The organism is Ruegeria sp. BF8 (assembly GCF_056538625.1).
On record NZ_JBQFTL010000003.1, the window covers coordinates 405,455 to 418,398 of the forward strand.

General features: G+C 64.8%; 13 protein-coding genes. 9 read left to right on the top strand and 4 right to left on the bottom strand.

Annotated features, from left to right (window positions below; genetic code table 11):
* The first annotated feature begins 39 nt into the window (after positions 1-39).
* A complete protein-coding gene (locus ACR0LD_RS12585; RefSeq protein ID WP_480637233.1) occupies positions 40-768 on the top strand; it encodes a metallophosphoesterase in 729 nt (242 codons plus the stop codon).
* On the opposite strand, the gene ACR0LD_RS12590 is transcribed toward ACR0LD_RS12585, so the two are convergent.
* The 3 genes from ACR0LD_RS12590 to ACR0LD_RS12600 all read right to left on the bottom strand — a co-directional run bounded on the left by ACR0LD_RS12590 (position 769) and on the right by ACR0LD_RS12600 (position 4,458).
* Complete coding sequence (locus ACR0LD_RS12590) at positions 769-2,286, bottom strand: malonate--CoA ligase (RefSeq protein ID WP_480637235.1); 1,518 nt, start codon at positions 2,284-2,286, stop codon at positions 769-771.
* A 77-nt stretch (positions 2,287-2,363) separates the two neighbouring features.
* The gene (locus ACR0LD_RS12595; protein WP_170529664.1) at positions 2,364-3,068 is read right to left on the bottom strand and encodes a GntR family transcriptional regulator; all 705 of its coding nucleotides are present in this window, start codon (positions 3,066-3,068) and stop codon (positions 2,364-2,366) included.
* A gap of 28 nt (positions 3,069-3,096) precedes the next feature.
* Positions 3,097-4,458, bottom strand: a complete 1,362-nt coding sequence (locus tag ACR0LD_RS12600; protein ID WP_480637238.1) for a formimidoylglutamate deiminase — start codon at positions 4,456-4,458, stop codon at positions 3,097-3,099.
* 81 nt (positions 4,459-4,539) lie between these two features.
* Here ACR0LD_RS12600 and hutI point away from each other — a divergent pair, with 81 nt between their 5' ends.
* The 8 genes from hutI to ACR0LD_RS12640 all read left to right on the top strand — a co-directional run bounded on the left by hutI (position 4,540) and on the right by ACR0LD_RS12640 (position 11,870).
* Positions 4,540-5,748, top strand: coding sequence for an imidazolonepropionase (hutI, locus tag ACR0LD_RS12605; RefSeq protein ID WP_480637240.1), 1,209 nt, complete (start codon positions 4,540-4,542; stop codon positions 5,746-5,748).
* Complete coding sequence (hutH, locus tag ACR0LD_RS12610) at positions 5,745-7,283, top strand: histidine ammonia-lyase (protein WP_480637242.1); 1,539 nt, start codon at positions 5,745-5,747, stop codon at positions 7,281-7,283. The genes hutI and hutH overlap by 4 nt, the downstream gene beginning before the upstream one ends.
* Positions 7,280-8,095, top strand: a complete 816-nt coding sequence (gene hutG / locus ACR0LD_RS12615; RefSeq protein ID WP_480637244.1) for an N-formylglutamate deformylase — start codon at positions 7,280-7,282, stop codon at positions 8,093-8,095. Before hutH ends, hutG begins: the two co-directional genes overlap by 4 nt.
* Positions 8,092-9,774, top strand: a complete 1,683-nt coding sequence (gene hutU / locus ACR0LD_RS12620) for a urocanate hydratase (RefSeq protein WP_480637246.1) — start codon at positions 8,092-8,094, stop codon at positions 9,772-9,774. The genes hutG and hutU overlap by 4 nt, the downstream gene beginning before the upstream one ends.
* 72 nt (positions 9,775-9,846) lie before the next feature.
* Positions 9,847-10,725, top strand: coding sequence for a phosphoserine phosphatase SerB (gene serB / locus ACR0LD_RS12625; protein ID WP_170370156.1), 879 nt, complete (start codon positions 9,847-9,849; stop codon positions 10,723-10,725).
* 50 nt (positions 10,726-10,775) lie between these two features.
* Positions 10,776-11,105: an ArsR/SmtB family transcription factor gene (locus ACR0LD_RS12630; RefSeq protein ID WP_170364822.1), complete on the top strand. Its 330-nt coding sequence runs from the start codon at positions 10,776-10,778 to the stop codon at positions 11,103-11,105.
* Positions 11,093-11,530, top strand: coding sequence for an SRPBCC family protein (locus ACR0LD_RS12635; RefSeq protein ID WP_170433916.1), 438 nt, complete (start codon positions 11,093-11,095; stop codon positions 11,528-11,530). The genes ACR0LD_RS12630 and ACR0LD_RS12635 overlap by 13 nt, the downstream gene beginning before the upstream one ends.
* Before the next feature lie 19 nt (positions 11,531-11,549).
* Entirely contained in the window at positions 11,550-11,870 is a 321-nt protein-coding gene (locus ACR0LD_RS12640; protein WP_170341211.1) for a YciI family protein, read from the top strand.
* Positions 11,871-11,873: 3 nt separating this feature from the next.
* Here ACR0LD_RS12640 and ACR0LD_RS12645 read toward each other — a convergent pair whose 3' ends face one another.
* The gene (locus ACR0LD_RS12645; protein WP_480637249.1) at positions 11,874-12,872 is read right to left on the bottom strand and encodes an asparaginase; all 999 of its coding nucleotides are present in this window, start codon (positions 12,870-12,872) and stop codon (positions 11,874-11,876) included.
* Positions 12,873-12,944: the final 72 nt, after the last annotated feature.

Consider the following 12,944-nt stretch of genomic DNA (forward strand, 5'->3'; position numbering starts at 1 on the left):
GCCCGCAAATCCAACCCCGCCTGGAACGGAGACATGGACATGACCGCGCCCACCTACGCCATCGGTGATCTGCACGGCCAGACGGCCGAGTTCGACCGCGCCCTGTCCCTGATCGAACAGGATGGCGGGCGCGATGCGCGGATCGTGTTTCTGGGCGACTACGTCGATCGCGGCCCCGACAGCAAGGGCCTGCTGGACCGGCTGATTGCCGGGCGCGACGCCGGGCGGAACTGGGTCACGCTGCTGGGCAACCATGACCGGATGTTCGCGTGGTTCCTGCAGGATGAGCCGCGCCATGATCCGCATCTTCTGGTCGGCTACCACTGGCTGCACGAGCGGCTGGGCGGCACCGAAACCCTGCGCAGCTATGGCGTCGAGTTCGAAGACCGCACCCGGCTGCAGGATGTGCATCGCGCGGCCGTTGCGGCAGTGCCGGTCGCGCACAGGGCTTTTCTGCGCGACCTGGTGCGGATGCATCAGACCCCCGAGATTGCCTTTGTCCACGCCGGCATCCGGCCGGGCGTGCCGCTGGGCGTGCAGGCCGAGGACGATCTGGTCTGGATCCGTCAGAGTTTTCACGCCTGCGAAACCCCGCACCCCAAGCTGATCGTGCATGGCCACACGGTGGTGGACCGCCCCACCCATTACGGGAACCGCATCAACCTGGACAGCGGCGCGGGCTATGGCCGCCAAACCGGGGTTGCCGTGTTCGAGGGGCGCGACTGCTGGCTGCTGACCGAAGCCGGACGCGTGCCGCTGCGCCCCTGATCAGCCGCCCGCGAACATGTTCTTGTAGGCCTCGCGGAGGGCGTTTTTCTGCACCTTGCCCATCGTATTGCGCGGCAGTTCGTCCAGCAGGATCAGCCTGCGGGGATGTTTGAAACGGGCAAGGCTTTGGCTCACCGCCTCCATGATCGCATCCAGATCCGGTGCCGCGCCGGCCTCGGGCACAAGGATGCCCAGCACGGTCTCCCCGAAATCCGGGTGCGGTACGCCGATCACCGCGCTTTCCAGCACGCCGGGCTGGTCATCCAGAACCAGCTCGACTTCCTTGGGATAGATGTTGTAGCCGCCCGAGATGATCAGGTCTTTGCCGCGCCCAACGATATGCACATAGCCGTCCGCGTCGATGCGGCCCAGATCACCGGTGATGAAGAACCCGTCCTCGCGCAGTTCGGCGGCGGTTTTCTCGGGCATCTGCCAATAACCCTTGAACACGTTCGGGCCGCGCACCTCGATCATGCCGATCTCGCCCTGCGGCAGCGGATCGCCCGTTTCGGGGTCGGTGATCTTCAACTCGACCCCCGGCAACGGAAAGCCCACGGTTCCGGCCCGACGCTCGCCGTCATAGGGGTTCGAGGTGTTCATGTTGGTCTCGGTCATGCCATAGCGTTCAAGGATGCGGTGACTGGTGCGTTGCTCGAACCGCGTGTGGGTTTCGGCCAGCAGCGGCGCCGAGCCGGAAATGAACAGCCGCATGTGCCGGGTCAGATCTCCGGTGAACCGGTCGTCGTCCAGAAGCCGGGTGTAGAAGGTCGGCACCCCCATCATCGAGGTGGCCTTGGGCATCAGGCGCAGGATGTCGTCCAGATCGAAGCCCGGTAGAAAGATCATCGATCCACCGGCCGACAGCATGACATTGGTGGCCACAAACAGGCCATGGGTGTGAAAGATCGGCAGCGCGTGCAGCAACACGTCATCCGCGGTGAAGCACCACTCCTGCACCAAAGTTTCGGCGTTCGACAGCAGGTTCGCCTGCGTCAGCATGGCCCCTTTCGACCGCCCGGTGGTGCCCGAAGTGTAAAGGAAAGCTGCGAGGTCATCCTCGGTCCTGTGCGCGGGTTCGAAGGCTGGCAACATCCCAAGCGCGCGCCGCATCAGGCTGCCGGAACCGTCCGCGTTCAGAGTTTCGAGCATCGCATTCTGCGCTTGGGCAATCGGCTCGATATCGGCCTGTGATTTGGCATCCGCGACAACCATCCGAGCACCGCTGTTTTCGATGAAGTACCGCAGCTCGTCTGTCGTATAGGCGGTATTCAGCGGCAGAAAGATCAGCCCGGCCTGAACGCAGGCTGCATAAAGCGCCAGCGCCTCGGGCGATTTCGCGACCTGCACCGCAACGCGGTCATCCGGTTCCAGTCCGCAGGCCGTCAAAGCGTTGGCGATCCGGGCCGCCATGTCCAGGAAATCGGCATGTGAGAGAACGCGTCCGTCCGGCAGATGCAGGAACGGCGTTGTCTTACCCGCGTGAATGCCAAAAAGTCGATCGTATAGCGGGTTGCTCATCCCGTTCTCCGTGTTGCCGTTGCTCGGTCAAGGCGAACCTGTACCGGAATCGGGCCGCGGTAAAGGCCCGGACAGCCTCAGAACCGGGTGGTCATCCGGTAACCGGCCGCGAAATACATCTTGGCGAAGGTAACTGGGCTGCCTTGCAACCAGGTGATACGTTCCGCGGTAAAGACCGGCTCGCCAACCGTTACGTCCAGAAATCCGGCCAGTTCGGCATCGGCGCGGCTTGCCAGAAAAGACAGCTCGACATTGGTGAAGGGGACCGTCTGAATCAGCCATTCATTTGGTCCCAGCGTCGAGAAATCAGCCTGTTCGACAGCCGGGACGCTGGCCGTAACGATCCAGCGATCTTCGAACTGAAACGGGGTGTTGTCCGAAAAATGCATGCAGCGCACATGCATCACCCGCCGATCCGAACCCAGCGCCAGCCGCGCGGCCAGCCATTCGGGCGCCTGTTCGGCTTGGGCCGAGACAAGTGCATAGCGGTAGGTGCCGCCCAGAGCCTCGACCTCTTCCCGGACCAGCGGGATGGTGAACCGGGCCTGTCTCTGCGGCGCGCTCAGCACCCGGGTACCGGCCTTGCGGCGACGTTCCAGGAAACCTTCCTCGGCCAGTTCGCGCAGTGCCCGATTGACCGTTGTACGCGTGCAGGAAAACTCAACCGCAAGGTCCTGCTCGTTGGGCAGCAACATGTCCGGCAGCCACTGGCCCGAGCGGATGCGGTCAAGCACAGTCTGCTTGATTTCCTTGTAGCCGGTCGTGTCAGCGGTCTGGGTCATCTTGATCTCAACTCAGTTCTTTGTCGGGTCAGACGTCGGTCAACAGGTCTGCAATCGCGGCTTTGTAGTCTCTGATTATCGTGTCGCGCGCAATATGCCTGCCATCCCGCACCATATGACGGCCTGCCGACCACAGATCCGTTACCAGACCATCGGGTGCGGCAAAGCACAAGCCGTCCAGAAGTTGATGATCCGCCAACGCGCAAAGCGTCGGGTGCGACCGGTCAACTGCCACCAGGTCGGCCAGTTTGCCGACCGCGATCTCTCCGGCATTGCGGCCCAGAGCCTGCGCCCCGCCTTGTGCCGCGCCGGTGTACAACGCATGTCCCACGGAACCGTTGGCTGCCGCCAGAACCGCGCGGGATCGGTCGCGAAGGCGCTGGGAATATTCCAGGCTGCGCAACTCTTCTGGCAGAGAAATCCGCACGTTGGAGTCTGATCCGACACCGTACCGTCCTCCAGCGTCATGGTAGGGCACTCCGTTGAAGATCCCGTCGCCCAGATTGGCTTCTGTGATTGGACACAGGCCGGCCACGGCCCCCGAACGCGCCAGAGCGCGTGTTTCGGCGTCGTTCATCTGGGTGGCATGGATCAGACACCAGCGTGAGTCGACCTGGGCATTGTCCAGAAGCCAGGCGACCGGGCGTTGGCCCAAAGCGGATTGCACGTCCTCGACCTCTTTCACCTGTTCGGCGATATGGATGTGAACCGGACCCTCCGGAACCTGCGCCAGCAGCAGGGCCAAGTCTGTGGGAGAGGTGGCGCGCAACGAGTGCGGCGCGATGCCGACCACCGTGTCCGCGGCAAGATCTGCGGCAGCCGATCGGCACTCGTGATACAAGTCCATGAACCGGTCCACGTCATTGCCGAACCGCAGCTGGCCGCCAGACAGGGGCTCTTGCCGGACGCCGCCGTAGGAATAGAGAACCGGCAAATGGGTCAGACCGATTCCCGTCCGCAAAGCTGCTGAGAAGATCCGCTGGCTCAGCTCGGAAAGCTGGTCGTAGGGCGCGCCGCCGGGCTGGTGATGCACATAGTGGAATTCCCCGACTGCGGCATATCCGGCCTCCTGCATCTCAAGGAACACCAGCGCGGCGATGGCCTCCATCTGCTCGGGCGTCAACCTGTCCAGAAAGCGGTACATCAGATTTCGCCAGGACCAGAAGCTTTCCCGCCCGGCTGCGCGAAACTCGGTCATACCTGCCATAGCGCGCTGAAACGCGTGGCTGTGCAGGTTCGACAAGGCTGGCAGCAGGACATCAACGCAGGTGTCGGCCGACTGCGGACGCGCACCGGTCTCCAATCCGGTGATGACGCCATTCGCAGTTTCGACCCGCAGGTCTGAAACCCAGTCAGAGCCTAACAAGGCGGTTTTGGCGTGGATCTGCATCGGCGTCTCTTTTTGTGTAGACTTTAATTTTTTACACGTATACGAAAAATTGAAACCCGAGGGGAGTCCAAAAGAATCGCGATGACCAGAAATTCGGTGATTTGTTGTCGGCGGATCGCAACCATGGCGGATGGGGTTGCGTCCTATGGCTTGGTCGAAGACGCGGCGATTGCTGTTTCGTCGGGCCGGATCCAATGGATCGGACCGCACCGAGATCTGCCGCCGGATCACACCGACTGGCCGATCGTCGATTTTGCGGATCGGTTGATCACTCCGGGCCTGATCGATCCGCACACGCATGCGATTTTCGGGGGTAACCGGGCGGTTGAGTTCGAAATGCGGCTGAACGGGGCAACCTACGCGGAGATCGCGCGCGCCGGAGGGGGCATTCTGTCGACAGTCACCGCCACACGCGCCGCCAGTATGCAGGACCTGATCCAAGAGGCACTGCCTCGCATAGATGCGTTGTTGGCCGAGGGTGTGACCTGCATTGAAATCAAGTCCGGCTATGGACTGGATCAGGACACCGAGCTGCGCATGTTGCGCGCGGCCCGGGAAATTGCAAAGCAGCGCCCGCTGCGGGTTCGGACCAGCTTTCTGGGCGCTCATGCAGTGCCGCCCGAATTTACGGGGCGCGCAGACGCCTATATCGACACGGTCTGCATCCCGACCCTGCGTGCGGCCAATGCCGAGGGGCTGGTCGACGCGGTCGACGGGTTCTGCGAGGGCATCGCCTTTGACACCGTGCAGATCGCCCGGGTGTTCGACGCCGCGCGTGATTTGGGGCTGCCGGTCAAGCTGCATGCCGAGCAATTGTCGAACCTCCGCGGGACCCGGCTAGCGGCCTCCTACGGCGCCCTGTCAGCCGATCACGTCGAATATGTGGACGCCGCCGGAGTGGCGGCGATGGCCGAGGCCGGAACGACTGCCGTTCTGCTGCCCGGGGCATTCTACACGTTGCGGGAAACGCAGGCCCCGCCGATCGACCTGTTCCGCAAGGCCGGGGTGCCGATGGCCCTGGCCACCGATTGCAACCCGGGGTCCTCGCCGCTGACGTCGCTGATGCTGACGATGAACATGGGTTGCACCCTGTTTCGAATGACCCCGGCCGAGGCACTAGCCGGGGTCACCCGCAATGCCGCCCGCGCGCTTGGGCTGAGTGATGCCGGCACGATAGCGCCGGGGCAGCGGGCGGATCTGGCCGTGTGGGACGTCTCTCACCCGGCCGAGCTGGCCTATCGGATCGGGTTCAACCCGCTGCACGCGCGCATTTTCGGAGGGGAGGCATGAGCGCTTTGACCTTGGTTCCGGGGCTGGTCTCGCTGGCCCAACTGGCGGAGATCTACTGGAACGAAACGCCGGTGGTTCTGGATCAGGGCTGTCGCTCGGCTTTCGAGGCCGCCGCCGCCCGCATCGCCGAGGCCGCCGCCGGTGACCAGCCCGTCTATGGCGTGAATACCGGTTTCGGCAAGCTGGCCAGCCTAAAGATCGCGGCCAAGGACACCTCGGCGCTGCAGCGCAACCTGATCCTCAGCCATTGCTGCGGGGTCGGCCCGGCGGTGCCGCGGCGGTTGGCGCGCCTGATGATGGCGCTCAAGCTGTTGTCCTTCGGGCGCGGCGCATCTGGGGTGCGGTGGGTGCTGGTGGACCTGCTGCAGCAGATGCTGGCCCGTGGCGTGACACCGGTGATCCCGGCGCAGGGCTCGGTGGGGGCCTCGGGTGATCTGGCGCCGCTGGCCCACATGACGGCGGTGATCATCGGCGAAGGCGAAGCCGAGCTGAACGGTACGGTCATGCCAGGCGCACAAGCCTTGAAGAAGGCCGGATTAGAGCCTGTTCAGCTGGGGCCGAAAGAGGGGCTGGCCTTCATCAACGGCACCCAGTTTTCGACGGCCTACGCCTTGGCGGGCCTGTTCGAGGGCTGGCGCGCGGCGCAGAATGCGCTCGTCGTTTCGGCCGTATCGACCGATGCCATCATGGGCTCCACCGCGCCGCTGCAACCCGAGATCCATGCCCTGCGCGGTCATCGCGGCCAGATCGAGGCCGCCAGCGCCATGCGGGCCGTGTTGCAGGGGTCGGAAATACGCGAAAGCCATCGCGAGGGCGACAGCCGCGTGCAGGATCCGTATTGCATTCGCTGCCAGCCGCAGGTCACCGGTGCCGCGATGGACGTGATCCGGCAGGCTGCCGCCACCCTGCAGACCGAGGCCAACGCGGCCACCGACAACCCGCTGGTGCTGTCCGATCCCGACATGATCGTTTCGGGCGGCAATTTTCACGCCGAACCGGTGGGATTTGCCGCCGACATGATCGCGCTGGCCCTGTCCGAGATCGGGGCCATCGCGCAACGCCGGATCGCGCTGATGGTGGATCCGACGCTCAGCTTCGATCTGCCGCCATTCCTGACCCCCGACCCGGGCTTGAATTCCGGCTTCATGATCGCCGAGGTCACGACCGCCGCGCTGATGAGCGAGAACAAGCATCTGGCCAACCCCTGCGTCACCGACAGCACGCCCACCTCGGCCAACCAGGAAGATCACGTCTCGATGGCCGCCCATGGGGCGCGGCGTTTGACGCGCATGGTAGAAAACCTGAACCACATTCTTGGGATCGAACTGCTCTGCGCCGCCCAGGGCGTCGAGTTCCGCGCCCCGCTGGTGACCAGCGCGCCCTTGCAGCGGGTGATTGCGCGGCTGCGCGCCGACATCCCGCCCTTGGCCGAGGACCGGTACCTGGCCCCGGAACTGGAGCAGGCCAAGGATCTTGTGGCCAGCGGCGCGATCCTCGAGGCGCTGGGCGTACCGCTGCCGGAGGTTACGGCATGAGTGTGGTCGAGGTGCAGCGGGGGCAGGGCCCGATCGTGCTGGGCCAACCGCATGGCGGAACCTTCGTGCCCGAGGAGATCCATGCGCGCCTGAACCAGACCGGCCGGGCGTTGGCCGACACGGATTGGCACATAAACAGGCTCTATGAAGGGATTTTGGGCGATGCGACGGTGGTTCAGTCCCGCGTGCACCGCTATGTGATCGACGCCAATCGTGACCCCGCAGGTCAGTCGCTCTATCCGGGGCAGAACACGACGACCCTGGTGCCGCTGACCGATTTCGACGGGCAACCCATCTGGCTGGAAGGGCAGGAGCCGTCGAAGGATGAAATCGAGGAGAGGCGCAAAAAGTTCCACGCCCCCTATCACGCCGCGTTGCAGGAAGAATTGGAGCGGGTGCGGGCCAGGTATGGCGTGGCGATCCTGTTCGACTGCCACTCGATCCGATCGCGGATCCCCTTCCTGTTCGACGGAGAGTTGCCGGTGTTCAACACGGGCACCAATAACGGCACCACCTGCGCACCCGAGGTCGCGCAGGCGGTGGATGCCGTGGCCCGGGCGTCGGGCTGTACCGCTGTGCTGAACGGCCGGTTCAAGGGCGGCTGGACCACCCGGCACTATGGCCGCCCAGCCAAGGGCATACATGCGATCCAGATGGAGATCGCGCAACGCGCCTATATGGACGAGATCCCGCCCTGGACCTGGCGCGCCGACCGGGCCGAACGTCTGCGCCCGTACTTGCAAGAGATGCTTGACCGCCTGCGTGCCCTGGCCCTGTCGGGCGCGCTGGCCGAAGAAGGAGCCCAGAAATGAGTGACCCGCGCAAGAACACCCGTGACGTCTTTCCGCCGACCGGTCCCGAGTTGAATGCCAAAAGCTGGCTGACCGAGGCCCCGTTGCGGATGCTGATGAACAACCTGCACCCCGACGTGGCCGAAAACCCGCACGAATTGGTGGTCTATGGCGGCATCGGTCGCGCGGCGCGAACGTGGAAGGACTTCGACACTATTGTGGCCAGTTTGAAGGATCTCGAGTCCGACGAGACCCTGATCGTGCAGTCCGGCAAGCCGGTGGCGATCATCCGCACGCACAAGGACGCGCCGCGGGTGCTGATCGCCAATTCCAACCTCGTGCCGCATTGGGCGACCTGGGACCATTTCAACGAATTGGATAAGAAGGGCCTGATGATGTACGGCCAGATGACGGCCGGGTCGTGGATCTATATCGGCACGCAGGGCATCGTTCAGGGCACCTATGAAACCTTTGCCGAGGCCGGGCGCCAGCACTATGGCGGCGACCTGACCGGGCGATGGATCCTGACCGGTGGGCTGGGCGGCATGGGCGGAGCACAGCCCCTGGCGGCAGTCTTCGCCGGGGCCTGCTGTCTGGCGGTGGAATGCAATCCTGACAGCATCGATTTTCGCCTGCGCACCAAATACCTGGATGAAAAGGCCGAAACGCTGGACGAGGCGCTCGCCATGATCGACCGCTGGACCAAGGCGGGCGAGGCGAAGTCCGTGGGTCTGCTGGGCAATGCGGCCGAGATCTTTCCCGAGATCTACCGCCGCATGGCCGCCGGTGGGATGCGCCCCGACATCGTAACCGACCAGACCAGCGCCCATGATCCGATCAACGGGTATCTGCCCTTGGGCTGGACCTTGGCGCAATGGCGCGAAAAGCGGGAAACAGACCCTAAAGCAGTGGAAAAGGCCGCACGCGCCTCGATGAAGCAGCATGTCGCGGCGATGGTCGATTTCTGGAACGTGGGCGTGCCGACGCTGGACTATGGCAACAACATACGGCAGGTGGCGCAGGACGAGGGGCTTGAGAACGCCTTTGCCTTTCCCGGCTTCGTCCCGGCCTATATCCGCCCGCTGTTCTGCCGAGGCATCGGCCCGTTCCGCTGGTGCGCGCTGTCGGGCGACCCCGAAGATATCTACAAGACCGACGCCAAGATGAAGGAGTTGTTCCCCGAGAACGAGCATCTTCATCGCTGGCTGGACATGGCCCGTGACCGGATCGCGTTTCAGGGCCTGCCCGCGCGGATCTGCTGGATCGGGCTGGGCGACCGGCACCGCGCGGGTCTGGCCTTCAACGAGATGGTCGCGAACGGAGAACTGAGCGCACCGGTCGTCATCGGACGGGATCATCTGGACAGCGGCTCGGTCGCCAGCCCCAACCGCGAGACCGAGGCGATGCTGGACGGGTCCGACGCCGTGTCGGACTGGCCGCTGCTGAACGCGTTGATCAATACCGCCAGCGGCGCGACCTGGGTGTCGCTGCATCACGGCGGCGGGGTCGGCATGGGCTTCAGCCAGCACGCGGGCGTGGTGATCTGCGCCGACGGCACCGAGGACGCCGCGCGGCGGCTGGAGCGGGTGTTATGGAACGACCCGGCCTCGGGCGTGTGGCGTCATGCGGATGCGGGGTATGACATCGCCAAGGACTGCGCCCGCGAACACGGGCTGCGCCTGCCGGGCATTCTGGGCTAGCGGCGCGGAATTGGCCTCTGGCGGAAATGCTGCACCTGCGATATGCGCAGGGCAGGCTGCCGGAGGATCAAGATGTACGTTGCCACCCTGTTGACCAACCCCAAGACGCCATCGCTGGACGGGGCGCTGATCGACTCGCTGCGCAATGCCTGGGGCGGGGGCGACATCCAGTGGCTGAGCCCCGACGAGGCGGCCGAATTTGCCCTGCCGGCGGTTCCGGCCAACCGTTGGGATGTCTGGGCCGACCTGCAGAAATTGGGCGTCGATCTGGTGGTGCAGCCGGCCGAGGGCCGCCGCAAGAAGATGCTGCTGGCCGATATGGACAGCACGATGATCCAGCAGGAATGCATCGACGAACTGGCCGACGAGGCCGGGGTAGGCGAGCGGGTCAAGGACATCACCGCCCGCGCCATGAATGGCGAGCTGGATTTCGAAGGCGCGCTGACCGAGCGGGTGGGCCTGCTGAAGGGGCTGGACGTGTCGGTGATCGACCGGGTGCTGAACCAGCGCATCACCCTGATGCCGGGCGGCCGCGAACTGGTGGCGACGATGCGGGCCAATGGTGGCTATGCCGCGCTGGTCTCGGGCGGGTTCACGGCGTTCACGGCCCGCGTGGCCGAGCTGCTGGGTTTTGACGAGAACCGTGCCAACACGCTACTGGCGGAGGATGGCAAGCTGACCGGTGACGTGCAGCGCCCGATCCTGGGCCGTCAGGCCAAGGTCGAGGCGCTGGAACAGATCTCGGCCCGGCTGGGTATTTCCGAGGCCGAAGTGATCGCCGTGGGCGACGGGGCGAATGACCTGGGCATGCTGGAGCGCGCCGGAACAGGCGTGGCCCTGCACGCCAAGCCCTCGGTCGCCGCGCAATGCGACGTGCGCATCAACCATGGCGACCTGACCGCGCTGCTGTACCTGCAGGGATATGCCCGATCGGACTTTGCGCGGGGCTGATCCGACGGTTTCGGGTTCCCATTGTTTAACATTCGTGTTAATCAATAGCTATGAACACGCTGCTCGATGCCTTTTCGGCCCTGTCCGACCCGACCCGATTCACGATCGTTGAACAACTGATGGATCACGGCGAACTGCCTGCCGGAGACCTAGCCCAGGGCAAGGGCATGTCCGGCGCGGCCATTTCCCGGCACCTGAAGGTTCTGCGGCAGGCCGGGCTGGTGAATCAGCGCGTCAACGGCACCCAGCGCATCTATTCGATCCGCCCCGAGGGGCTGCGCGCGATTGCCGAATGGACCATCTCGAAACGACAGTTCTGGGAGGCCAGCCTGGACCGCCTGGGCGACATTCTGCAGGAGGACTCCTCATGGCCGACCTGAAGCTGGTGCGCGACTTTCCGGTCAGCGCCGAAACCCTGTTCGCCTGGATCAGCGACGGAACCAGATTGTTGCAGTGGTGGGGGCCCGAAGGGGTCGAGGTGCCGGAGCACGATCTGGATTTCTCGCGCCTTGGGCCGTGGTATTCGGTTATGGTTAATGGTGACGGGCAGCGGTTCAAGGTGTCCGGGCATGTGACCCATGTGGACCCGCCGAACTCGGTCGGGTTCACCTGGGGCTGGCATGACGACCAGGACCAGCGCGGCGCCGAGAGCCATGTGAAGCTGGCGGTCGAGCCGACCGACACCGGAGCGCGCCTGATCCTGGATCACCGCGATCTGGGCGATGACGACGTCTCGGCCAATCATGAAAGCGGCTGGACCTCGTCGCTGCGCAAGCTGGAAGCCCGGCTTGCCAACCCCGTCTGACCAAAAGGGAGACCAGAAAATGCCTCAGTACCTGTTTGTCTATCACGGCGGCACCACGCCGACCGACCCGGCCGAGATCGAAGCCACCATGGCCGCCTGGGGCGCGTGGTTCCAGAACATGGGGCCGGCGCTGGAAATCCCCGGCAACCCGGTGGGCCAGTCCCATACCGTCAGCGCCGATGGCGTGGCCGGCAATGGCGGGCCGAACCCGGCCTCGGGCTTTACCGTCGTCAAGGCCGACAGCATCGAAGCCGCCACCGACATGGCCAAGGGCTGCCCCATGGTGGTCAACGGCTCGGGCTCGGTCGAGGTGGCCGAGATCCACGAGATCGAGATGTGACCCTCAGCCGGGGAAACCCGGCGCGGGGCGGATCACGCCGCATTCCAGCCCGCGGCGGCTGTATTGCGTGGCGTTCATGAATTTGCGCGTGGCCGGGTGATCGGCCTCGAGCACGCCGAGGCTGACGAGAATGGCGGCGATGGCACACTCGCTGGCGCGGGTGGCGCCATCGGTGATCTTCAGCGCCACACCCATCTTCTTTTCCGGGATGATCGCGACGAACACGGCCTCGGCCCCGGTCTTGATCGCGGCACGGCCGTTCATCGCCCGCATCAGTTCGGTGCAGGCGCGGGTTTCGCCCGCCACCAGCTCGGGGTGGGAGACCATCGCCCGGGTCAATTGCAGGGCCGCGTCGCTGGCCCGGTCCGACCGGTCGCCGGCCGAGGCAAACCACGCCATCGACCGCGCCAGCCCCACCAGCGAAGTGGCGAAATTGGGCGCCGAGCAACCGTCGATTCCGTAACAGGGGCTGTCCTCGCCCGTGGTCTCTTCGAAGGCCGACAGGCAGGCCTGCTGCACGAGGTGGTCGATTTCGATATATTCGGGGCCTGCGCCCATGTGCCGGGCCAGGGTCAGGAACCCGCAATGTTTGCCCGAACAGTTGTTGTGGATCTGGCAGGGGGTGTCGTCGGCCAGGATCAGGCCGTCGCGCGCGGCCATGTCGGCCGGCTCCTGCGGGCCGCAGCGCAAATCGGGTTCGGACAGGCCCAGATGATCCAGCCAGGCGGTCACGCGCTCGGTATGGATCGCCGCGCCGTTGTGCGAGGCGCAGGCCAGCGCCAGATGCTCGGAGCCCAGCCCGTATTTGGCCGCCGCGCCCGAGGTGATCAGCGGCAGCGCCTGGATCATCTTGGCTGACGACCGCGGATAGATCTCCGCGTTCGGATCGCCCCAGCTGCGCACGATCTGGCCGCTGTCGTCGCAGATCACCGCATGGCCCAGATGAAGGCTCTCCAACAGCGGTCCGCGCCACAGTTCGGTCATCGGTACTGGCTGCGTCATGTCGTCCCTCCGGAATGTGCGCAAAATTCTGCCAATCGCCCTTTCGCCTGTGGCGAAACCTGCGTTAGTGTG

Coding starts and splice junctions, on each gene's coding strand:
- ACR0LD_RS12585 (WP_480637233.1), top strand. CDS start 40: ATGACCGCGCCCACCTACGCCATCGGTGATCTGCACGGCCAGACGGCC.
- ACR0LD_RS12590 (WP_480637235.1), bottom strand. CDS start 2,286: ATGAGCAACCCGCTATACGATCGACTTTTTGGCATTCACGCGGGTAAG.
- ACR0LD_RS12595 (WP_170529664.1), bottom strand. CDS start 3,068: ATGACCCAGACCGCTGACACGACCGGCTACAAGGAAATCAAGCAGACT.
- ACR0LD_RS12600 (WP_480637238.1), bottom strand. CDS start 4,458: ATGCAGATCCACGCCAAAACCGCCTTGTTAGGCTCTGACTGGGTTTCA.
- hutI (WP_480637240.1), top strand. CDS start 4,540: ATGACCAGAAATTCGGTGATTTGTTGTCGGCGGATCGCAACCATGGCG.
- hutH (WP_480637242.1), top strand. CDS start 5,745: ATGAGCGCTTTGACCTTGGTTCCGGGGCTGGTCTCGCTGGCCCAACTG.
- hutG (WP_480637244.1), top strand. CDS start 7,280: ATGAGTGTGGTCGAGGTGCAGCGGGGGCAGGGCCCGATCGTGCTGGGC.
- hutU (WP_480637246.1), top strand. CDS start 8,092: ATGAGTGACCCGCGCAAGAACACCCGTGACGTCTTTCCGCCGACCGGT.
- serB (WP_170370156.1), top strand. CDS start 9,847: ATGTACGTTGCCACCCTGTTGACCAACCCCAAGACGCCATCGCTGGAC.
- ACR0LD_RS12630 (WP_170364822.1), top strand. CDS start 10,776: ATGAACACGCTGCTCGATGCCTTTTCGGCCCTGTCCGACCCGACCCGA.
- ACR0LD_RS12635 (WP_170433916.1), top strand. CDS start 11,093: ATGGCCGACCTGAAGCTGGTGCGCGACTTTCCGGTCAGCGCCGAAACC.
- ACR0LD_RS12640 (WP_170341211.1), top strand. CDS start 11,550: ATGCCTCAGTACCTGTTTGTCTATCACGGCGGCACCACGCCGACCGAC.
- ACR0LD_RS12645 (WP_480637249.1), bottom strand. CDS start 12,872: ATGACGCAGCCAGTACCGATGACCGAACTGTGGCGCGGACCGCTGTTG.